This is a genomic window from Acrocarpospora sp. B8E8 (genome assembly GCF_039871605.1).
In the GTDB taxonomy this organism is placed as follows: Bacteria; Actinomycetota; Actinomycetes; order Streptosporangiales; family Streptosporangiaceae; genus Acrocarpospora; species Acrocarpospora macrocephala.
The window spans coordinates 55,319-77,099 of sequence record NZ_JBDPLV010000059.1; the positions used below are offsets into that span (position 1 = coordinate 55,319).

Sequence of the window (21,781 nt, forward strand, 5' to 3'; positions counted from 1 at the left end):
CTTCGCGCCCGGCGTCGCTGCGCTCCTTGCGAAGGGGCTCCGCCCCTCGCGCTCCCTGGAAGCCAGGTGGTAGCCAGGCCATCGCTGGTCCCAGTGGTACAGGCTCTTTTGTGTGTACTTTTTCATGGAACGTCGGGGGTGGGAACGACGATCATTTGGTGTGCTTCTGAGTAATCGTGCCGTCTTCGCCAGCTCTGACCTTGACGAGGTTCGCGGTGAGGTTGCCAAGGTGTTCTGCCCGCACCGGCTGGATCTGGCTGGGGATGCGGATCTGCTGTCGGCTCGGTTTAACTCCGTTCAGCTTGGCTCGGTTCGTGTCAGTTATCTCGACTACGGGGCTGACGTGCGTATCGAGCCAGGGGACCTCGAGACGTTTTTCCTGGTCATGATTCCGCTTGCCGGACGCAGCTTGATCCGCGCTGGTGATAAGGAGATCGTTTCTAGCTCGTCGCTGGCCGCGCTGGCATCGCCGACCCGGTACCTCGACATGCGCTGGGCCGTCGGTTGCCCTCAGTTGGTGGTGAAGTTCGAGCGCGCCTCTGTTGAGCGGTCGCTGGAGCAGATGCTCGGTGAACAGCTCAGTGGTCCGGTTGTCTTTGGCCTTGGCATGGACCTGACGACGGGGTGGACGCGGTCCTGGCGGGATATGGCCGATCTGCTTGTCAGGGAGGCTGAACGCGACGATGGGCTGACCGGGCATCCGCTGGCCATCGCGCATCTGGAGAATGCCCTGATCACCCTGTTGCTGACCATGCAGCCGTCCAACTATCTGGAGCGGCTGAGGGCGCCTAGGCCGGCGGCGGTGCCGAAGGTTGTGCGCCGGGCGGTGGAGTTCATTGAAGGGCACGCGCATCTTCCGCTCACTACCTCCGATATCGCTGGTGCCGTCGCGGTCAGTTGCCGGTCTCTCCAGGAGGGCTTCCGGGCGCATTTCGGGCTGAGCCCGACGGCCTACCTGAGGCAGGTACGGCTGGCGCGGGTGCACGACGAGCTCAGGGCGGCCGATCCCGCTAGGGCCACGGTGACCACGGTGGCCGGCCGGTGGGGGTTCCTGCACCAGGGACGTTTTGCCGCCCAGTATCGCGAGAGGTATGGGTTGCCGCCGTCGGAGACGTTGCGCAGGGGTTCGGCGTCAGGTGGATGAGATCCGCGCTGAGCGGATAGCTCGGGCGGATGCGCCGGCCGTACCGTTCTTGTCAGGCGCCGATCGAAACCTCCACTCCTGACACTGAAGGGACACATCACCATGCGCGAAATCCTCATCGTCGGCGCCGGTCAGGCTGGCCTCCATCTGGCCATCGGCCTGCTCCAGCAGGGCTACGACGTCACCGTGATCTCCAACCGCACCCCCGAGGCGATCCGCGACGGCCGGGTGATGTCCGGCCAGGCCATGTTCGGCACCGCGCAGGCCCATGAGCGTGAGCTCGGCCTGGACTGGTGGGCCGACGTCTGCCCGCCCATCGAGGGCATCGCGCTCACGGTTCCGAGCCCGGAGGGCGGCAAAGCACTCGACTGGGCGGCGCGGCTGGACGTCCCGGCCCGCTCGGTCGACCAGCGGCTGAAGATGCCGGCCTGGCTGGGCGAGTTCGAACGGCTCGGCGGCAAGCTCGTCCTGCACGACGCCACCCCAGAGGACCTGGAGAGCTATGCCGCCCGGTACGACCTGGTCCTCGTCGCCGCGGGGAAGGGCCAGATCGCCTCGCTCTTCGAGCGGGACCCCGCACGCTCCCCGTACGCCGCTCCCCAGCGCGCGCTTGCGGTCACCTACGTCAACGGTCTCGCCCCCCGCCCCGATCACTCGGCGGTCTGCTTCAATCTGCTCCCCGGTGTGGGCGAGTACTTCGTCTTCCCCGCGCTCACGCACACTGGCCCCTGCGAGATCATGGTGTTCGAGGGCGTGCCAGGCGGTCCCATGGACTGCTGGGGCGACGTGCGCGGCCCCGCCGAGCATCTGGCGCGCAGCCGCCAGATCCTGGAAACCTTCTTCCCGTGGGAGGCCGAGCGCTGCGCCGGGATCGAGCTCACCGACGCCAACGCCGTCCTGACCGGCCGCTTCGCCCCCACGGTTCGCCGTCCTGTCGCCGTTCTGCCCTCCGGCGCACCGGTGCTCGGCGTCGCCGACGTCGTGGTGCTCAACGACCCGATCACCGGGCAGGGCAGCAACAACGCCGCCAAGTGCGCCGCCACCTACCTGCGGGCCATCGTGGAACGGGGCGCGCAGCCGTTCGACGCGGACTGGATGCGGCGGACCTTCGACCTCTTCTGGACGCAGGCCCAGCACGTCACGAACTGGACCAACGCCCTGCTGGCCCCGGCCGAACCCCACCACCTGGCGCTCCTGGGCGCCGCCGGACAACATCCGGAGATCGCCTCCCGATTCGTCAACGGCTTCGACGACCCGGCCGACTACGCCGGCTGGTTCATGGACGCCGGCCGAGCCGAGGCATACCTGAGCAGGGTCGCGGCATGAGATTGCTCCGTGAGGCCTTAGGGCAGTTCGCGACCGGGGTGGCGGTGATCACGACGATGACCGACGACGGGGAGCGGGCCGGCGTGACCGTCAACTCCTTCACCTCGGTCTCGCTCGATCCTCCGCTGGTGCTCTGGTGCCTGTCGAACCGGGTGCCCAGCGCGCCGCTCTTCCTGCGGGCCGGGCGGTTCGCCGTCAACGTCCTCGCCGCCGACCAGGACCACCTGTCCAGGCGCTTCGCCACGCCCTCGACCGACAAGTTCGCCGGGGTGGAACTGCTTGGCGCTCCCCTGCCGATACTCGCCGGCACGCTGGCCAGTTTCGTCTGCCGTACCGAGCGCGTCCACGACGGCGGCGACCACCACATCTTCGTCGGGGCGGTGGAGGGCTACCAGCGGGCCGAAGGGGAGCCGCTCGTCTTCCACTCCGGCCGCTACCGGGAGTTCTGGCCTGAGATGACCACCGCGGCGGGGGCCGCGTAGCCAGCCGACCCGTGGGCCGCTGACCTGCGCGTCTCCGCATCATTGAACCGGGTACGACCGGGAATGGAACCACCACCGGACCTGCGCCGCCCGCAGGCGAGGCGGGAACAAGCGGGGGGAAACGATGAAGGGGTACGACGTCGAGGGGCCGGCACTGGAACTCGGGGCGCTGGTGGGCGAGGACGGCGCCGCCGATCACGCGGAGCGGATCAGGATCGCCCTGGGCATGCTGAACCGGCACGGGCTGGTGGCGGGGGCCACTGGAACGGGGAAGACCAAGACCCTCCAGCTCATGGCGGAGCAGCTCGCGGCTCAGGGCGTTCCGGTCTTCCTTGCCGACATCAAGGGCGACCTGTCGGGGGTCGCATCTCCGGGCACGCCCTCCGAGCGCGTCACCGGGCGTGCCGCCGAGGTGGGGCAGGCGTGGCATCCCGTGGCCTGTCCTGCGGAGTTCCTCTCCCTGGGCGGTCTGGGATCCGGCGTGCCGATACGCGCCACCATGACCGCCTTCGGGCCGACCCTGCTCGCCAAGGTCCTCGGGCTCAACGAGACGCAGGAGTCGTCGCTCGGGCTGATCTTCTACTTCGCCGACAAGAACGGACTGCCCCTGCTGGACTTCAAGGACTTGATCGCGGTCATCCGCTATCTGACCACCACTCCGGATGCGCTGAGCGGGATCGGCGGGCTGTCGGCGGCGACGGCGGGAGTCATCCTCCGCGCCCTGACCAACTTCGAGGCGCAGGGGGTGGAGGCGTTCTTCGGCGAGCCGGAGTTCGACGTGCACGACCTGCTCCGGGTGACGCCGGACGGCCAGGGGATGGTCTCCATCCTCGAGTTGCCCGCCGTGCAGGACCGGCCGCAGCTCTTCTCCACCTTCCTGATGTGGCTGCTCGCTGATCTCTTCGAGGTGCTGCCCGAGGTGGGCGATGTCGACAAGCCGAAGCTGGTGTTCTTCTTCGACGAGGCGCATCTGCTGTTCGACGGCGCGTCCAAGGCGTTCCTGCAGTCGATCACCCAAACCGTACGGCTGATCCGGTCGAAGGGCGTGGGCGTGTTCTTCGTCACCCAGACGCCGAAGGACGTGCCGGCCGACGTGCTGGCCCAGCTCGGTGCGCGCGTGCAGCACGCCCTGCGCGCCTTCACCCCCCAGGACGCCAAGGCGCTCAAGGCCACCGTGTCGACCTTCCCCGAGTCCTCCTACGACCTGGAGCGGCTGCTCACCGAACTCGGCATCGGCGAGGCCGTGGTCACGGTCCTGTCGGAGACGGGCGCGCCGACCCCCGTGGCCTGGACACGCCTGCGCGCCCCGCAGACGCTCATGGCGCCGTCGAGCCCGGACGTGATCCAGGGTGTCATCGCCGCCTCCCCGCTGCGGCAGAAGTACGGCACGGCGGTCGACCGCCAGTCGGCCTATGAGATCCTCTCGGCGAGGCTGGCCGCACAGCAGCAGGCTGAGGCTCCCGAAGCTCCGCGCGAGGCGGAGCGGCCCAGAGAGCAGCCGAGGCAGTCCGTCCTTGAGGGCGTGCTGGAGTCCAAGGAGTTCCGCTCCATGGTGCGATCGGCGGCGTCCACCCTCGGCCGGGAGATCACCAGATCCATCTTCGGCACCGCCCGCCGCGGGCGCCGCTGAGCAGAGCACACAGAGCCGGCCCGGCGGCCGGACGCGAGGCGGAGGCATCGGCGAGCGGACCCGGAGGTCTACCACCTCGCGCTGGACCTGGTGATCGGCAGGTGACCCAGGCGGGAAAACGTCGTCTCGCTCGCGCCGGGTGGGATGGTGCTCTACGCGCGGAACCGGATCGAATGTCGGGCCATTCTTGCGCGCTATCGGGAAGCCGGGAGAGCGCATTGGGCTTCCTCGGGTTCGTCAGCCTCTTCTCCGATGCACATCAGTGCCTGGACAACGATATCTGGCTGCCGATGCCCGGATACAAGCGCCCAGAGTAGTTGGTGATGTGATGAAGAGCAGCTGATCGCATAAGAGCGCGGCTCAGGGCCGAAGTTGACGTCGCGTCGCCCGGGTACTGAGCGGATCCGGCGCCGGACACGTTCCTAGCCGAAACCCAACAGGTCGCTCAGGCGGGCACGGGCTCCTGGTCAACATCGTCGAAGGGGCGACAGCTTTCGCTGGCCATTCGATCGGCCGTGTCAATGAGGTCGGGATTGAGCGAGTCTGGCCATCTGATCGTCCAGCCGCCGCAGCCGTGACCGCATCCCGGCCAGCAACTCGGGACATCCGAGTAGCTCCGGGGCCTCTCCGACCGCACAGGGCAGCAGGTACGCGATGCCCTCAGGCCTGGAGACCGACGCGCGGGCGATGGCCCACCTGGTCGAGGAGAGCGAGGCGGTGGGTGTCAACGCCGAACTGCCGAAGTTGATCAAGGCGATGGCCGACCGCTCGATCGCCGCCGGACACGGTGGGGAGCTCGCACTCACTCGTGAACACCATCGGGGCTCGCGGACGTGACGCATAACTGGGCGATGGCGTCCAGTTATGCGTAGTGATTCGGCCCCGCTGCTGCCGATCTTTCAGTCGCGGCATCAGGTGGACCTGCTGATTTGTCCCTACCTCCGATCTATGTTTCGGAGGTGCGGCGGTAACGGCGGTGTGGAGAGCGGGGTGGGGCGGTGGCCTCGACCTTGCCGGAGGCGATGAGGGCGTCCAAGGTTCGGATGGTGGCGATCTGGTTGATGCCCGTCGCTTTCTGGATCTCGCGTCGGGAGAGCGCGGCGGAACCAAGAGCGTTCAGGATGGCGGTTTCTCGATCAGACGGGTCAGGAGACGTTGGACTGTCCGGCTGCCATGGCAGTTGTTCATTGGTCGGGGCTAGGACGTATCGCGCGTGTCGTCGTTCACCGATTCGTACGGCGAGACCGCGGGTCACCAGATCGGTGAGCTCAGTGGTTGCCCGGCGGGCGTCCAATCCGAAGTTGCGCATGCTCTGATTAGTGATCGCGCCTCCCTCGTGCATCTGTGCCAGTGCCATGTGCTGAGTTGCGCTGAGGCCGACGATGCCAAGGCTGTCGATCCACCGCATGTTCCCCGGGGTGAGGAGAGCGTGACGTGGAAGGACGACCTTGAATCTGTTGATGCGGTTGTGGAATTCGGGCAACGCTGAGCCCGTTCTGCGGAGTTCTCTCAGCATGGTGGGGATGCCGCTGGCGCGATTCTCACAGATCGTGCGATCGCTCTCGGGCATACGGACGTCTTGAAGGAGCTTGACGAGGACCGGATTCCGGGTCGAGGAGACTCCTTCTCCGCCGAGGTCGTCCTCGGTCACCGCGCCGAAGAGCCCGCCGGGATTCGCTACGGTGAGGCGATCCGCATAGAGAATGATCTGCACGGGTGTCCCTCGGGAATAGGGAGAGTAGTCCCGGTGGATGAGGGCGTTGACGATGACCTCGCGGAGCGCTTCCACCGGATAGTCGTACACGTCACGTCGGCCGGTGCCTTCGACGAATGACCGGACCGAGGTATTGCGCAGCACGGCGGCGACGGCCTCGTCCACGATGGAGGGGATCGGACCATCGAACGTGCGATTGTCGAGAAATCGCGGACCCTGCGGAGTCACGTCCTCGGCAGTGAGCCCTGGGTACACGACGAAAGTGGCATTCAGTTGGGGATAGAACTGCTGTGGGTAGGAGCCCAAGGCCAGCATGCCCCCCAGAGTTGGCACATGATCGGCGGTAATGACGTTGAGCCTGCGGAGGACGGTGAGATCGTCGAGGTCGGAGAACGCTCGTCGTTGCCGCTGGCGGACTCTCCTTAGGAGCGACTCGACGGCTAGGTCATCGAGATCCGCGAGGACGGCGCCGGGCACGGGATCGCGGTCGTCGTCAGGTTGGCCTCGGTTGGTGTGCAGCAGATGGATCTCGAAGTCGGTGAGTCGGCGGTCCCCATCCCCACCGCGGGTGAACGATCCGTTGTACTCACCACGAGCTTTCACGAAGCATGGTTTGAAGCGTGGGTCGAGTTCGGCCACTTCGGCGACGACGACCGTCCCGTGATCGAGCTCCACGATGTCGATCTCTGCTCGCACCGGTGGTTCTAGATCGTCCGCACAGGCGGTGGCGAGGGCGTCCCTGACGCGGATGGGGTCGAATCCATCCGCCAAGCCGAAGTTGGTGCCTTCGTCTAGGCCAAGAATGATGGTGCCGCCGCGATCATTGCTGAAGGCGCTGAGCGTGTCCCTTACGCTCTTGGGGAAGCCGCCCGCGGCTGCCTTGGCCTCGACATCCGTCAGATCTGTGGATCGCGCTCGGAGAAGCGCGACCAGCGCTCGCAGAACATCGGCATCCATCTCATCCACCCAGTGATAAAGTCTTTTGCTTAAGACTTTATCATTCGAGAGGCGCATCGTGGCTGGGTCTCCGTAGCCGCCATTGACGGTCCGGGGTGTTGCCGAATAATGTTCGGTCACCTTGGGTTGGAGGGGCGCGATGGCTTCGGTTGGGGCGGCGCGGCAGGCTTGGCGGCGGTTGGAGCCGTTACACGCGATGGTTTACTTCGTGCCGGAGGCGGTGGAGCGGTATCGGGCCCTTGGTGTGGCTGATCCGCAGGTGGGGTATTTCGCGTCGCGGGTTGCGGCGATGGGGGCCGTTTCGGCTGAGGTGGTTATAGCTACATTTTTCAACTTTTGTCCGGATCTGGTGCGGCGGGGGATTCCGGGGGTGTGGGAAGTTGTCGCGCCGGGGGAGTTGGTGGAGGCGCGGCTGGAGGCGGCGGGGGCGGCGTTGCGGAGGGCCGGGTTTCATGAATTTCCTGAGTTGGGGGAGACGGTGAGGTTGGCGAGCCGGGCGGCGGAGGAGGCGTGTGCGCATGTGCGGGGGCGGGCCTTGTTCGGGGCGCACGCGGCGTTGCCTTGGCCGGAGGATCCGTTGTTGCGGTTGTGGCACGCGCAGACGTTGCTCCGGGAGTATCGGGGGGACGGGCATATCGCGGTGCTCGTGAGTGAAGGGCTCAGTGGGCTGGAGGCGCTGATCCTCTATGCCGCCACCACGCCCAAGATGGTGCCGCTGCTCAAGGGGACGCGCGGGTGGTCGGACGAGGACTGGGCGGCGGGCGAAGAGGATCTTCGTGCCAAGGGGCTGCTCGGGGAAGGGCTCACGTTGACGGAGCGGGGGCAGGTGTTCCGGCAGGGGATCGAGGATCGGACCGATGTGCTGGCGTTTCCGGCGTATGCCGTACTGGATGATGCGGAATGTGAGCGGCTGGCTGAGCTGGCGCGGGTGTTCGGGCGGGCCGTCGTGGGGGCGGGGCTGCTGAACGTCGGGTAGCCACAAGTTGGTGCCACAAGCTGGGCTATCCCGGAAAATGGTGGGAAAGTAGTGCGGGGCAGGAAGGTCTGCCTTGACACCGAACTTGACTGTCCAATTCCGGCAAGTTACCGGTAATCGTGCACGTCGCGCCCCGGAAACGTTGAATTTACGCCGATATATCTTGACTTGTGTACGATGTGCCCCTATCTAAGAGTGGGCAGACGACGGCTGATCACAATGGCGGCATAGATGACAACTGAATCCGAGTCGGGAAGCTCCCGCGAGGAGTACCGCGCGCTGCAGGCTGAGGCCTTCAATCGCATCGGTTCCCGCTACGACGACGCGTTTCCGCACAAGGAAGGGCAGATCGCCGCCGGTGAGTGGCTGATCAAACAGCTTCAGCCGGGGGCTCGCGTCCTGGACGTCGGCTGCGGCACGGGCGCCCCGACGGCGCAGCAGTTCGCCGAGGCGGGCTGCGAGGTCGTCGGCATCGACATCTCGCCCGTCATGCTCGACATCGCCCGCAAGAACGTGCCCGAGGGCACCTTCCTCGAACGCGACATCACCGATCTGGACGACTCGCTCGGCCGGTTCGACGCGGTGGTCGCCTTCTTCGTGCTGCTCATGCTGCCGCGCGAGGAGATCGCGCGCGCGCTCAAGAAGATCCACGACGTGCTCACGCCGGGCGGCGTGCTCGCGCTCAGCATGGTCGAGATCGACCTCGACGACGTGCCCTTCCAGTTCCTCGGGGCCCCGGTCCGGGTGACCGGCTACCTGCGGGACGACCTGCGCGCCGTCATCGAGGAGGCCGGGTTCACGGTCGTGCTGGAGACCGACATCTCCTACGCCCCCGCCACCACCCAGGCACCGCCGGAGATCCAGCTGTTCCTCAACTGCCGCCGCAACCAGTTCTGAGCCGAGTGAAACCCGTGTCGTGGGACGGGGAAGCTCTGAGTGAGGCCATGCGGGCGATCGGGGACAGTCTCGGCCCCGAGCAGGCCACCCGGTTGCTGTGCGAGGCCGTCGTACCGCGGATGGCCGACTCCGCCGCCGTCTACCTGGACGGCGGCGCGCTGCACCGGATCGACCCGCGCGGGCGGCTGCCCGCGCGGTGGGCAGAGGACGACGACCAGATCAAACCGGCCCTGACGGCCGACGGCATGCTGGTGGTGCCCCTTCGCGCGTACGGCAAGGCGATCGGCTGCGCCGTACTCGCGCGGGAACGTGAACGAACCCCGTTCGACGACGCGGACGTGCAGGTGGCGGGGCAGCTCGGAGTGCCCGCGGCATTGACGATCTTCCATGGCCGGCTGCACCGGCAGCAGCTGGAGACGGTCGAGACGTTGCAGCGGGGGATACGCCCGGGCCGCCCACCGGAGTTACCCGGGCTGGAGATCGCTTTCCGCTACCAGCCCGCCGCCGCCCGGGTGGGGGGCGACTGGTTCGACGTGATCCCGCTGCCGGGCAGCCGGGTCGCGCTGGTGGTGGGCGACGTCATGGGCCACGGGCTGGACGCCGCCGCGATCATGGGGCAGCTGCGGACCGCCGTGCAGACGCTGGCCTCCCTCGATCTGCCCGCCGAGCAGGTGCTGCACTCGCTGGACGAGATGGCGCAGCGGCTGGCCGCGCAGACCATCACCACCTGCGTCTACTGCGTGTACGACCCGGTGCTCCGGCGCTGCACGATCGCCAGCGCCGGGCATCTCCCGCCGATCCTGGTCGCCTCGGACGGCAAGGCCGAGGTGCTCGCGCCGCCGAGTTGCGCGCCGATCGGGCTGGGGCGCACCTCCTTCGAGACGATGGAGATCGCCGCCCAGGATGACAGCATGCTGGTGCTCTACACCGACGGGCTGGTGGAGGAGCGCGGCGAGGACATCCTGGTGGGGGTGGAGCGGCTGCGCCGGCGCCTGTCGGAGGGCGAGCCGATCGAGGAACTGGCCGACAGCCTGATCCCGGACGGGCACGGCGACGACGTCACGCTGCTGGCGATCCGGTTCAAGGGCATTCCCAGCCAGGATGTGGCGCAGTGGATGCTGGAGCCACAGGTGACCACGCCGGGCCGGGTGCGCGGGCTGGTCAACCGGACGCTGGAGAGCTGGGGGCTTGACCATCTGGTGCCGTCCGCGCAGCTGCTCGCCTCCGAGCTGGTCACCAACGCGGTGCGCACCACGCCGCGGCCGATCACGGTGCGGCTGCTGCGGACCGATGTGCTGCTGTGCGAAGTGAGCGATGACGATCACCGGATGCCGGTGCTCCGCGAGCCGGGCGGGCTGGACGAGGACGGCCGGGGGCTCTATCTGGTCAGCCAGCTGGCGGCGCGGTGGGGGACCAGCCGGGTGGCGGGCGGGAAGACCGTCTGGTTCGCGCTGGCGATTTAATGAGAAAGTCGTGATATGGACAGCCGCGGCGGTGAGTTGCCTGGTAGGCGTCTATGCGGCTGGCTATTGGACGGGTTTCTGATTAATAGTCGCGGAAGCTGTCGAGACCGCGGAGCAGCATCTCCAAGCCGAATTCGAAGCGTTCGTCGCCGTCGCCGCGCATCATCGCGTCCACGTTGCCGGTGAGGCTGGGGAACCGGTCGGCGGGCAGTTGGCTCAGGTAGGTCCGCACCTGGCCGAAGAACTGGTCGGCCCAGCTGTCGAGTGCCAGGCCGCTGGCGCGTTGTTTGGCCAGGAACAGGGAGCTTTCGTAGGCGTCGGCGGTGACGTACAGGTAGAGCCGGTCGAGTCCCCAGGTGGCCACCTGGGGGGGCAGGCCGCCCGCGAGCATGATCGAGAGGAAGGCTTCGGAGACGCGGGCGGCGTTCGGGCCGACCGGGATGCTGGCGAGCGCGAGGCGGCCGACGTCGGCGTGTGAGCCGAGCACCCGGTACATGTGCCAGCAGAGCTCCTTGAGCTGGTCGCGCCAGCGGGCCGGGTCGGCGACGGGGACCTCGATCTCGCCGACCACCTCGTCGAAGATCAGCTCTAGGAGTTCTTCCTTGTTGGCCACATGGGCGTACAGGGAGGCGGGTCCGGTGCCGAGTTCCTGGGCGACGCGGCGCATGCTGAGCGCTTCGAGGCCTTCCTCGTCGAGGATGCGCAGGCCCGTACGGACGATGAGGTCCTGGCTGAGCTGCTGGCGCGCGATCTTTCTCGGGGTACGCCACGGCGGCGTCGGCACGTCCATGCGAGCACCGTATCCGTTTCGAACACTGTTCCCCTAACGAACACTGTTTGACACGAACACTGTTCGCCCCTATAACGGGACGAACAGTGTTCGTTCAACGAATGGAGTTCGTTATGTATCGATGGCGCTGGGCCGCGCTGTTCGTCATCCTCGCGGCCGAGGTCATGGACGTGCTCGACGCGCTGGTGACCACCATCGCGGCCCCGTCGATCCGGGCCGACCTGGGTGGCGGGGCGAGCCTGATGCAGTGGCTGGGCGCCGGATACGCCCTGGCCATGGCGGTCGGCCTGATCACCGGCGGCCGCCTCGGCGACCTGCACGGCCGCAGGCGCATGTTCCTCATCGGCGCGCTGGGCTTCACCGCGGCCTCGGTGTTATGTGGCCTGGCGCAGTCGCCGGAGATGCTGGTGGGCTCGCGCGTGCTGCAGGGCTTGTTCGGCGCGGTGCTCATCCCGCAGGGCCTCGGGCTGATCAAGGAGATGTTCCCGCCCAAGGAGATGGCCACCGCGATGGGGGCGTTCGGCCCGGTCATCGCGCTGGGCTCGGTCGGCGGGCCGGTGCTGGCGGGCTGGCTGGTGGACGCCGACTTCTTCGGCACCGGCTGGCGCATGATCTTCCTGATCAACCTGCCGCTCGGCCTGGCCGCGTTCTCCGCCGCGCTGGTGTTCCTGCCGGAGTCAAGGGCCACGCACGCCTCCCGGTTGGACGTCACCGGGATGGGGCTGGTGACGGCGGCCTCGTTTCTGCTGATTTATCCGCTCATCCAGGGTCGTGAGCTGGACTGGCCGCTGTGGACGTTCGCATCGATGGCCGCCTCGGTCCTGGTGTTCGCCGTGTTCGCCCGGCATCAGCTCCGCAAGCAGCGCGCCGGGCGCGACCCGCTGGTAGTACCCGAGCTGTTCCGCAAGCGCGCCTTCACCAGCGGGCTGGTCGCGGGGCTGCTGTTCTTCGCCGGGATGATCGGGTTCTCGCTGGTGTGGAGCGTCTACACGCAGGCCGCGCTCGGCTACACGCCGCTGCAGGCCGGTCTGGCCGCGCTGCCGATGGCGGTCGGCACGATCGTCGGCTTCGCGATCGGCGGGGCGGGGCTGGCCGCCAAACTGGGGCGTACGGCGGTGCAGCTCGGCGCCCTGGTCATGGGAGCCGGCGTGGTCGTCGCCGGATATGTCGTGACCTCGGCGGGTGCGGGGATCACCGCCTGGCAGTTCGGGCCGCCGCTGTTCGCGGCCGGGATCGGGCTCGGGCTGTTCATGATGCCGTTCTTCGACATCGTGCTGGCCGGGGTTGAGGAGCACGAGACCGGTTCGGCGTCCGGCACGCTCACCGCCGTGCAGCAGCTGGGGGGCGCGTTCGGGACCGCGTTACTGGGGACGGTGTTCTTCGGACGGTTCGACGGGACCGCGAGCGCGATTCTGATCACGGTGGGGGTGGCCGGGGCGTTGATGGCCGTGACGTTGGTGGTGGCGTTTCTTATGCCACGTAAGGCCGTACATGTGTCGTGAAGAGCGCCGTGATGAAACGGGCGAGACCGACCCGCTTACGGAAGAGCTCGGCCAGTTCGGGGGTCGGCTCCTCGCCCAGGTGCTCCAGCGGCAGCGCGGTCCACAGGCCGCGCACGACCAGCGCGCCGACGTATCCGAGGAGCACGTCGGCGCCGAACGCCTCGGTGTACGCGGCGAGGATCGTGTCATGAATTACCGGCAGATCCTCCGGTTCGGTGACGCCGTCATGGGACTGGCCGACCAGCAGTTGCCCGAGGTCGAATCCGATGCCGGCCGGAGCGCCCCAACTCCAGTCGATCGCCACGAACTCGGCGGATCCGTCCACGGGGACAAGCAGGTTGGCGGGGCTGGCGTCACCGTGGACGCGCGTGTACGGCAACCTGTCGACCACCCGGAGAATGTCGGGCAGCAGATCCGCGATGGCCAGAATGTCCGTACGCAGGGGATCGTCAGGCCCCGGAAGCAGCGGATGCCGCCAGGTGGCCGGATCGGCCAGCTGCGGAAGGAAAAGGTTGACGATCGGCCCCTGGTACAGCGCATGCAGCCCGAGGTTCGCGGACGCTGTGGCCGGTCGGCTCGCCGCCAGTTCGCCGAGCAGCCGAGCCGCCGTCCGATACCGGTCCAGATCCCACGGTTTGGTACAGGCCTCGACGTCCTCCATCCAAGCGACCAGCCGATCATCGCCCAGATCGTCCAGCCGGTAGAGCCGGGGCATCCGCAGCCCCTTCGGCAGCGGCTCGTCCGCCAGATAGGCGTCCACATCTACACGCCACGGAAAGGTCGCCACAAACTCCGCCCTAAGGTGCTCCGGCACCATCTCCAGCCCCGCCCAGTGCTTGACGGACTGGATGGACTTCACCACGAACGACCACGAACGCCCGGTCGTGGTCGTGCCGCGCACGCGGGAGAGCCCCACGGTCGACAACATGCCGGTCGGGTGGTGGATGGGTTCGACCCGCTGCTCGGCGATGACCGCCGCCGGATCTCCCAACCTGGAACGCACGAGTTCGGTGATGTCCATGGCCTGATCCTGCTGGGCGAGGCAATCGGCTCGCATGAGTAGGGCCTACTTAAATATGCTCGGCAAGTGCCCAGCTCGTGGCCCTTCGCGGGGCGATCGGCGCCGCTCGCGGCGTTAAAGTCGGCCTCGCGGGGGATTGTCGTGGCAGGTCCCGCCGGAGCGGGCAAGAGCCGCCTAGTATCCCAGGCCGTCGAAGAACTGGACGGAGTCGCCTGGGTGCGAGCCACCGCGTCGGCGGCCGAGATCCCGCTCGGTGCCTTCGCCCACCTGCTACCGCCCACCCCGCCCGCCGGGAACCCGCTGAGCTGGGCGGCATCGGCGATCGACGCGGCGACCCTGGTCGTGGACGACGCGCACCTGCTCGACCCGGTGTCGGCCGCGCTCGCGCACCGGCTGGTCCTGGACGGCCGCGTCCGGGTCCTGGCCACGACCCGCACGGGCGCGGCCGCGCCGGACGCGGTGGTCGCCCTCTGGAAGGACGACCTGGTGCCCCGGCTCGACCTGGAGCCGCTCTCGCTGGCCGAGACCGAAGACGTCTTAGCCGCCGCCCTCGGCGGCCAGATCGAGACCGCCACCCTCGCCCGGTTCTGGGAATCCAGCCAGGGCAACCCGCTCTACCTGCGCGAACTCGTGCTCTCCGGGGTGCTGCGCGACGTCGGCGGGCTCTGGCTCTGGCACGGCTCGCTGACCCTGACCAGCACCCTGCGCGAGACGATCGCGGCCCGCATCGGCGACCTGACCGCGGAGGAACGCGAGATCGTCGAACTCCTCGCCTACGGTGAACCGCTCGGCCTTGACTCCCCGGTCCTGGAACGGCTGGAGACCAGGCAGCTCATCACCGTGCAGCCGGACGGCAGACGCCTGCAGGTCCGGCTCGCCCATCCCCTCTACGGGGAGGTCATCCGGGAGTCGTGCGGCACGCTTCGCACCCGCGCCGTGCTCAGGCGGCTGGCCGACATGATCGAGTCGACCGGCGGGCGGCGCCGCGAGGACGTGCTCCGGGTCGCCGTCTGGCGGCTCGACAGCGGCGCCCCCGGCGACCCCGCCCTGCTCGCCCGCGCCGCCGAGCAGGCCAGGGCGGTCCGCGACCTGGTCCTCGCCGAGCGGCTGGCCAGAGCCGCCATCGAGGCGGGCGGCGGAACCGCGGTGCGGCTCGGACTCGGCACCATCCTCAGCTACCAGGACCGCTACGCCGAGGCCGAAGAGGTGTTCGCCGCGGTGGAGTCCGGCCTGACCGGCGACCGCCGGGTCGACTGCGCGACCACGCGCGCGCTCAACCTGCTGTGGGGGCTGGGACGGCTGGACCAGGCGCTCCAGGTGCTGGACGCGGCAGACGACGGGAAGATCAGCGTCGACGGGCGGCAGGGGCTCGGCTTCGTCGCCGGAGCCGTCACCGCGTTCGGCGGGGATCTGGACGCCGCCACCGCCCGCCTGGACGCCACCGAACGGCTCGGGCCGCTCAGCCCGCGCGGGGTGCGCGCCGGCGGCGTCACCCGGGCGGTCGTGCTGGCCTCCGCCGGCCGGGCCACGGACTGCCGGAACTGGATCGAGAACCTGATGGCCACGCTCGGACCGGACACCGACCTCTACCCGAGCATGACCAGCTCGCTGATCGAGGCCCAGATCAGGATCGCGCTGTCGACCGGTGACCTGCCGGAAGCCCTGCGCCTCGCCGACCTCGCCAGAAGCCAGGACGACTGGGTCAGGTCCAGCGCCCAGTTCGGCGCCTACCGCGCCACCGCGCTCCGGCTGAGCGGCCAGGTCAGAGCGGCTCTAGCCGCCGCTGCCGAAGCGGTCGCGCTGCTACCGCGACGGAGCGCCGTGGCCGGAGGCTGCCTGGGCGAGCTGGCCCACGCGCAGGCGCTGCTCGGTGACGTGGCCGCGGCCGAGGCCACCCTGGCCCGGGCGGCTGAGCAGGCCGTGCCCGTCGGGCCCGCCGCCGAGGTCCCGCTCCAGCTCGCCCGCGTCTGGACGCGCGCCGCCAGAGGCGACATCACCGGCGCGGCCGAGACCGCCCTGTCCGTCGCCGCCAGCCCCTACCCCACCTACGCCATGATCGGCCTGCACGACCTCGTCCGCCTCGGCCACCCTCCGGCCGCCGCCCGCCTCACCGAACTCGCCGTCGAGGGCCCCCTCCACGCCCTGCTCGTACGGCATGCGACCGCCGCCACCCCCGGCGACCTGGACGAGGTCTCCCTCGGCTTCGAAACCTTCGGCATGTCCCTGCACGCGGCCGAGGCATCCGCCCAGGCGGCCCTGGCCTACCGGGACGCGGGGCTGCTCCGGCGGGCCCGGTCGGCCGAGACACGCGCCTGGACGCTGACCCGGCGCTGCCAGGGCGCGCGTACCCTCGCCCTGCTCGACCTGGAGGTTCCCGGGCTGACCCCGCGCCAGCGCGAGGTGGCCGTGCTGGCCGCGCGCGGCCTCACCAACCGGGAGATCGCCGAACGGCTGGTGCTGTCCATCAGGACCGTGGCCAACACCCTGTACGCGGTGTACGAGCGCACCGGCGTCAACGACCGGGCCGCGCTGGCCGAATTGCTGGACGCGCGCCGGGAGTAACGCCGGGAATACGGTTTGCCGTCGCTTGAGTGACGAGCCCGGCGTGCTCCCTCAGGGCGTCGTCGTACGGGAAGAGCACCATTCCTATGGAGGCGACCCATGAGAGCACGACCGTACGTCCTCGTTCTCGCGATCTCCGCTCTGCTGCTGCTTGCCGCGTGCGGAGGCAGCAGTGATTCCTCGTCGCCCAATCCCGTGCAGCGGCCGCCGGACCCGCTGGCCGGCGCCGCCCAGGAGCAGCCCGCGCAGCGGGACACGCTCGGCCAGCAGGTGTCCACGTTCGCGCTCGATGTGGATACGGCTTCGTATGGGTATGCCCGCCGTACGATCCTGGAAGGGCGGTTACCGGAGCCTGGGCAGGTTCGGGTGGAGGAGTTCGTCAACGCGTTCGCGCAGGACTATCCGCAGCCCGCGGACAACGGCTTCGCCGTACACGCCGACGGGGCGCGGCTGCCCGGCGAGCAGGCGCTGATCCGGTTCGGGCTGCAGACCCGCGCGACCGACAGCAGCGCGCGGCGGCCCGCCAACCTTACTTTCGTCGTCGACGTCTCCGGCTCGATGGCCGAGCCAGGGCGGCTCGACCTGGTCCGCGACTCCCTGCACACCCTCGTCGACCAGCTCATGCCCGGCGACCAGGTCGCGATCGTGCCGTTCAGCGACAACGCCCGCCTGCTCATCCCGATGACCCCCGTCTCGGCGAGCTCCGGCCTGCACGCCGCCATCGACCAGCTCGTCGTCGAAGGCTCGACCAACCTGGAAGACGGCCTGATCACCGGCTACCAGGAGGCCTCCCGCGCGTTCCGCTCCGTCGCCACCAACCGGGTCATCCTGCTCTCCGACGGCCTCGCCAACACCGGCTCCACCTCATGGCAGACCATCCTGGACCGGGTCGCGGAACACGCCGCCAAGCAGATCACCCTGCTCTCCGTCGGCGTCGGCCGCGAGTACGGCGACGACCTGATGGAACAGCTCGCCGACAACGGCGACGGCGCCGCCATCTACGTCAGCTCCCTCGACCAGGCCCGCAAGGCCTTCGTCGACCAGCTCCCCGCCACCCTCGACCTGCGCGCCCGCGACGCCAAAGCCCAGGTCGTCTTCAACCCCGGCGTCGTCGAGAGCTACCAGCTGCTCGGCTACGAGAACCGCTCCCTGGCCCCCGAGGAGTTCCGCGACGACTCCCGCGACGGCGGCGAGATAGGCCCCGGGCACTCCGTCACCGCGCTCTACCGCGTGCACCTGCGCCCCGATGCCACCGGCCAGCTCGCCACCGCCACCGTCCGCTGGCAGGACCCCGACACCCGCCGCCCCGCAGAAACCACCCGCTCCATCGAAACCTCCACCCTCGCCACCGACCTCTGGACCGCCACCTCCCCCCGCTTCCAGATCGACGTCCTCGCCGCCTCCTTCGCCGAATACCTCCGCACCCGCGAGCCCTTCCCCGGCGTCACCCTCGACGACCTCACCTCCCGCCCCACCCGCCTGGCCACCACCACAGAAGACCCCGCCGTCACCGAACTCGCCGACCTGATCACCCGCACGCGCGCCCTCGGTTAACGGTTACAACCTCCTCTCCGATGTCCTATACACTTACGTGGTCCGCAACGGGAAACCGCTCCGGACCACGCAAGGGGCTATAGCGCAGCTGGTAGCGCACCTCCATGGCATGGAGGGGGTCTGGGGTTCGAATCCCCATAGCTCCACGCGAAATGGATGGCTCATGGTTGTTGGCCCTTCAGGACCAACTGCCACGGGCCATTTCGCATTTGCGGACACGGGGGGACGCCCCCCGAACCCCCCGATGCGAAGGGGCTGTCGCCCCCTCGCGCTCCCCCTGGCCGCTTACGCGTCCCGGCATCGCTGTCGCTCCGGGCCGCTCCGCTCCCTGGCAAGGCCTCGCTTCGCTCGGTTGATCTCGCAGTCCAGAACACGACTCGGCATTGTGCCGGGAAGCATCGACCACGCCGCAGATTGCGCACTGGGCCACGTCGGGCTCATGCGAAGAGAACCTGGCGTGGAAGCTTTGTAGTTCAACTATTGACGAGGTGGGCCAGCAGTCGGCGAGCAAAGGCCAACATCCCACGCTTCGCCATCCACCTCCGGCTTCGCCGCCGCCTTGGACATCGACGAGGTTGGAGCACCTTTCCTGGTGCAGCCGACTCGATCGTCTGCATGCCCATCGACAAGATGGGGGCCGCTCTTCGCAGCGCTGGGTCTCTGCGCCGATCTTTGGGCGGTGGCCGACGAGCTCATGTTGGGGCGCTCAGGTTTGGAATTCTCCGATGCCGGTGGAGTGCTCAACCGGACCTTGATTTTCGGTTGGGCTGCAAGGGTTATTTAGGCGTTCTCTGGCCTGCCAGCCCCGTCTCATGTCGTCGGACGGGGGTTAGCCTCTGGATTTGTCCGGGCTGGTAGGGCATCGATCGCGGCCGATCGGGCGCGGGCCTGGGCGCCTTGCTGGACCTTCTGCCTGAGAGGGGCGTCGAATGCATGCCACATTTTACGGCGAATTGATCGCCGGGAGCCTCGAAGATCTGATGGCAAAGGTTGAGCAGATGATCGATCAGGCGACGGATGAGTTTGGTGCGATCATTTCGCCTGAGGCGGACAGCTCTGAGCTGCTTGGACTCTACGACGACATGCGGGGCAAGCTGCAGGACGTCGCATATGTTGCGAATGTTATTCAGGTTGTTCATCCCGACCAGGAGATGCGGGACGCCGGTCGGGAAGCCGAACAGCGCCTGAACAACGCGATCTTGAGTATTGATCTCAATCCTGAACTGTATCAGGCGCTGACACGATCGACCTTGCCGGAGCAGGATTCCGTAGCGCGGCACTACTTGGGGCGTGTTCTTCGCGACTTTCGGCGCGCGGGAGTGAACAGAGAGGCAGAGGTAAGGGCGCGGATTCAGCTTCTCCGGGAAGAGCTAGTCGGGTGTGAACAAGAATTCAAAGGGGCGATTCGTTCGGACTCCCGGGCGGCGGTGTTTCCCCTCTCGGAACTCGCTGGACTGCCGGCCGACTTCCTTCGCAGCCGCACAGTCGATGGAACCGAGACGGCGAGAATAACGACCGACCACCCCGACTTCTTTCCGGTCATGACGTACTGCCACAACTCGGCGGTGCGGGAGACGATGTGGAGACTCTTTCGTCAGAGGGGTTTCCCGGCGAACATCGAGAACCTGAACAACCTGCTGAAATGTCGGCATGAGCTTGCCACGCTCCTCGGATACCCGAACTGGGCGGCCTATGTGACGGAAGACAAGATGATCGGGTCCGCAGACGCCGTGCGCGAGTTCATGGACGAGGTCACGGCTGCAACCGAAGAACGGACCGCACGCGACCACGCCCTTTTGCTGGCGCACAAGCGGCGCTCCGAGCCGGGCGCCGATTCGGTGGAACCCTGGGATGTCTCCTACCTTGAGAATGAGGTCAGGCTCAATGAATTGAGGCTCGACAGCCAGGAAATTCGAGCATACTTCGAGTATGACGGCGTCAGAGAGCGCATTACGACGTTCTTCGGCGGACTGGCGGGAGTGGAGTTCAAGGTCGTCGACGATCTGGAGTTGTGGCATCCTGATGTCGACTGCTACGAGGTGCTTCAGGCGGGCCGTCTTGTCGGAAGGGTCTATCTCGACATGCACCCTCGGCCGAACAAATACCAGCACGCGGCGCTGTTCTTCATGGGGTCGGGGAAGGCCGGGCTTCGAATTCCCGAATGCGCACTGGTATGTAATTTTCCACAGCCCGGGGAAGAGCCCGCGTTGCTCCTTCTCTCGGAAGCGAGGACCTTCCTCCACGAGTTCGGCCATGTGCTCCACTATCTTCTGGCCGGTGGTGGGCGCTGGGCCGGTCTGAACGGCATAACCACGGAGTGGGATTTCGCTGAAACGCCGTCTCAACTGCTTGAGGAGTGGCTGGCGGACCGGGGCACGCTGGCATCCATCGCGAAGCATTATCAGGACGGAACCGAGATACCTCCAGAGATGGCGGAGAAGCTATTCGACGCACTGGAAGTGAGCAGAGGGATCACCACCTCGAAAAACCTGTTCTTCGCGGCGCTCAGCTTCCATCTTCACGCGAAGGATCCGGCTCAGATCGACCCGACGGCCCTAGAGCGGGAAATGTACGAGAAATACACGCCCCACAAGTATGTCGAGGAAACCTGGGCCTATCTGAGCCTCGACCACTTGGCCGGCTACTCGGCGATCGTCTACACGTACATCTGGTCACAGGTGATAGCGAAGGACCTTTTCACGGCCTTCGCCGGTGCTGACCTGAGCGATTCGCAGTTGTTCCGGCGGTATGCGGAGACCATTCTCGCGCGCGGCAGCGCGGCTCCGGCGGCGGAACTGGTGCGCGACTTTCTGGGACGGCCGTTCCAGTTCGACGCCTTCAAAGAGTGGCTCGACAGGTGATGAAGGCGGACTCGGCGTTCCATGGCGCCTTTTGGCCCTCCAGGGATCGTCGAGGCCGACCTGAACGCGGGCGGTTCGGCCTGACCATCGAACCCGGGTGCCCGTATCTGGCCAGCTCATCCTGACCAGCCAGGCTGGGGACTTCTCGCCGGGTGCCGCTGAACTCCTGGAAAGGTCAGCCACCCTCGATCGGCCCGCCAGTAGTCAGGCTGGGCACCGTGAAGCGATCCATCACGTCGACCTGGTCGGAGGCCGCCACATCTCAGGACCAGCGTGAAGATCCCAGGAGATTGGTTTTCTCGATTGGCGGTAGGCCGTCATCGAGGCCGCGCAGGTGGGCGTAGATGGTGCGCATCGCAGGCTTGTCGGGGATGTGCTGCCCGCCTGCCGCACGCTCCAGGACTGTCAGCGTGCTTACCAGTCTGATCGACCCAACAGCGCGACCGCTGGCATGGAGTCGTCGGAGTCGGCTGATTTCCGCAGTGGCAGTTCGCGTCCCTGGTCCATCGTCGATGAGAACGGTCACGGTCTCGCCCAGGTCTTTCGGGTGCTTCAGCCGTTGTTCCATGGATTGCCGCGTGATCCGGTGGACCACAGCTGCGAGTTCGGGTGTCTGGTCATCGGAGAGCACCTGCATCCATGTGGGTGTCAACTTTCGCCAGACCGCAGCGGCCGCGCGGAAGCGTTCATCCTGCCGGGACTTGCGAAACACCTCGTCTTGCACCGTCTCTGGGGCGCTGAGCCGCCCGAGGACGCTAATGAGGAGACGCTCCTTAGAGGTCGCGCGGATAGGCCGCGAGCAAGGAGCCAGACGTAACACAGGCACGGAACCTCAAGATCACGTAGGTGTCTACGCTGCGTAATCTCCGATGAGGATCATCCGTGCCTGTCCTCCCATCATG

Annotated in this window: 16 protein-coding genes and 1 tRNA gene; 13 read left to right on the top strand and 4 right to left on the bottom strand. The window is 67.5% G+C overall.

Going from position 1 to position 21,781, the window contains the following annotated elements; all coding sequences use genetic code 11:
- Positions 1-112: 112 nt before the first annotated feature.
- The 5 genes from ABGB08_RS40335 (at position 113) to ABGB08_RS40355 (ending at position 5,419) form a co-directional block, all read left to right on the top strand.
- Positions 113-1,144, top strand: a complete 1,032-nt coding sequence (locus ABGB08_RS40335; RefSeq protein ID WP_347601736.1) for an AraC family transcriptional regulator — start codon at positions 113-115, stop codon at positions 1,142-1,144.
- A gap of 102 nt (positions 1,145-1,246) precedes the next feature.
- Positions 1,247-2,470: a styrene monooxygenase/indole monooxygenase family protein gene (locus tag ABGB08_RS40340; RefSeq protein ID WP_347601738.1), complete on the top strand. Its 1,224-nt coding sequence runs from the start codon at positions 1,247-1,249 to the stop codon at positions 2,468-2,470.
- The gene (locus ABGB08_RS40345; protein WP_347601740.1) at positions 2,467-2,952 is read left to right on the top strand and encodes a flavin reductase family protein; all 486 of its coding nucleotides are present in this window, start codon (positions 2,467-2,469) and stop codon (positions 2,950-2,952) included. The genes ABGB08_RS40340 and ABGB08_RS40345 overlap by 4 nt, the downstream gene beginning before the upstream one ends.
- Before the next feature lie 124 nt (positions 2,953-3,076).
- A complete protein-coding gene (locus ABGB08_RS40350) occupies positions 3,077-4,582 on the top strand; it encodes a helicase HerA-like domain-containing protein (protein ID WP_347601742.1) in 1,506 nt (501 codons plus the stop codon).
- A gap of 654 nt (positions 4,583-5,236) precedes the next feature.
- On the top strand, positions 5,237-5,419 hold the full coding sequence (locus tag ABGB08_RS40355; protein WP_347601744.1) for a hypothetical protein: 183 nt from the start codon (positions 5,237-5,239) through the stop codon (positions 5,417-5,419).
- A gap of 109 nt (positions 5,420-5,528) precedes the next feature.
- On the opposite strand, the gene ABGB08_RS40360 is transcribed toward ABGB08_RS40355, so the two are convergent.
- Entirely contained in the window at positions 5,529-7,310 is a 1,782-nt protein-coding gene (locus ABGB08_RS40360) for an ATP-binding protein (RefSeq protein WP_347601746.1), read from the bottom strand.
- Between the two features lie 313 nt (positions 7,311-7,623).
- Between ABGB08_RS40360 and ABGB08_RS40365 the strand changes: the two genes are divergently transcribed.
- The 3 genes from ABGB08_RS40365 to ABGB08_RS40375 all read left to right on the top strand — a co-directional run bounded on the left by ABGB08_RS40365 (position 7,624) and on the right by ABGB08_RS40375 (position 10,589).
- Positions 7,624-8,229 (top strand): hypothetical protein, encoded by a 606-nt coding sequence (locus ABGB08_RS40365; protein ID WP_347601748.1) that lies wholly within the window; start codon positions 7,624-7,626, stop codon positions 8,227-8,229.
- Between the two features lie 231 nt (positions 8,230-8,460).
- Complete coding sequence (locus ABGB08_RS40370; RefSeq protein ID WP_347601750.1) at positions 8,461-9,126, top strand: class I SAM-dependent methyltransferase; 666 nt, start codon at positions 8,461-8,463, stop codon at positions 9,124-9,126.
- Positions 9,127-9,173: 47 nt separating this feature from the next.
- Positions 9,174-10,589: an ATP-binding SpoIIE family protein phosphatase gene (locus ABGB08_RS40375; RefSeq protein WP_347601752.1), complete on the top strand. Its 1,416-nt coding sequence runs from the start codon at positions 9,174-9,176 to the stop codon at positions 10,587-10,589.
- An 82-nt stretch (positions 10,590-10,671) separates the two neighbouring features.
- Here the strand turns inward: ABGB08_RS40375 and ABGB08_RS40380 are convergent, their stop codons facing one another.
- A complete protein-coding gene (locus ABGB08_RS40380) occupies positions 10,672-11,379 on the bottom strand; it encodes a TetR/AcrR family transcriptional regulator (protein ID WP_347601754.1) in 708 nt (235 codons plus the stop codon).
- Between the two features lie 113 nt (positions 11,380-11,492).
- Here ABGB08_RS40380 and ABGB08_RS40385 point away from each other — a divergent pair, with 113 nt between their 5' ends.
- The gene (locus tag ABGB08_RS40385) at positions 11,493-12,881 is read left to right on the top strand and encodes a DHA2 family efflux MFS transporter permease subunit (protein ID WP_347601756.1); all 1,389 of its coding nucleotides are present in this window, start codon (positions 11,493-11,495) and stop codon (positions 12,879-12,881) included.
- Here the strand turns inward: ABGB08_RS40385 and ABGB08_RS40390 are convergent.
- Positions 12,850-13,938, bottom strand: coding sequence for a hypothetical protein (locus tag ABGB08_RS40390; RefSeq protein ID WP_347601758.1), 1,089 nt, complete (start codon positions 13,936-13,938; stop codon positions 12,850-12,852). The two genes, ABGB08_RS40385 and ABGB08_RS40390, sit on opposite strands and share 32 nt — an antisense overlap.
- A gap of 105 nt (positions 13,939-14,043) precedes the next feature.
- Between ABGB08_RS40390 and ABGB08_RS40395 the strand changes: the two genes are divergently transcribed.
- From ABGB08_RS40395 to ABGB08_RS40410, 4 genes are all read left to right on the top strand, one after another.
- Positions 14,044-16,464 carry a LuxR C-terminal-related transcriptional regulator gene (locus ABGB08_RS40395; protein ID WP_347601760.1) on the top strand — a complete coding sequence of 807 codons (2,421 nt, stop codon included), beginning with the start codon at positions 14,044-14,046 and terminating at the stop codon, positions 16,462-16,464.
- A 99-nt stretch (positions 16,465-16,563) separates the two neighbouring features.
- Positions 16,564-18,018: a von Willebrand factor type A domain-containing protein gene (locus tag ABGB08_RS40400; RefSeq protein ID WP_347601762.1), complete on the top strand. Its 1,455-nt coding sequence runs from the start codon at positions 16,564-16,566 to the stop codon at positions 18,016-18,018.
- 73 nt (positions 18,019-18,091) lie between these two features.
- A tRNA-Ala gene (locus ABGB08_RS40405) sits at positions 18,092-18,164 on the top strand.
- A gap of 783 nt (positions 18,165-18,947) precedes the next feature.
- Complete coding sequence (locus ABGB08_RS40410) at positions 18,948-20,879, top strand: M3 family metallopeptidase (RefSeq protein WP_347601764.1); 1,932 nt, start codon at positions 18,948-18,950, stop codon at positions 20,877-20,879.
- Between the two features lie 262 nt (positions 20,880-21,141).
- Here the strand turns inward: ABGB08_RS40410 and ABGB08_RS40415 are convergent, their stop codons facing one another.
- Complete coding sequence (locus ABGB08_RS40415) at positions 21,142-21,603, bottom strand: hypothetical protein (protein ID WP_347601766.1); 462 nt, start codon at positions 21,601-21,603, stop codon at positions 21,142-21,144.
- Positions 21,604-21,781 lie beyond the last annotated feature (178 nt).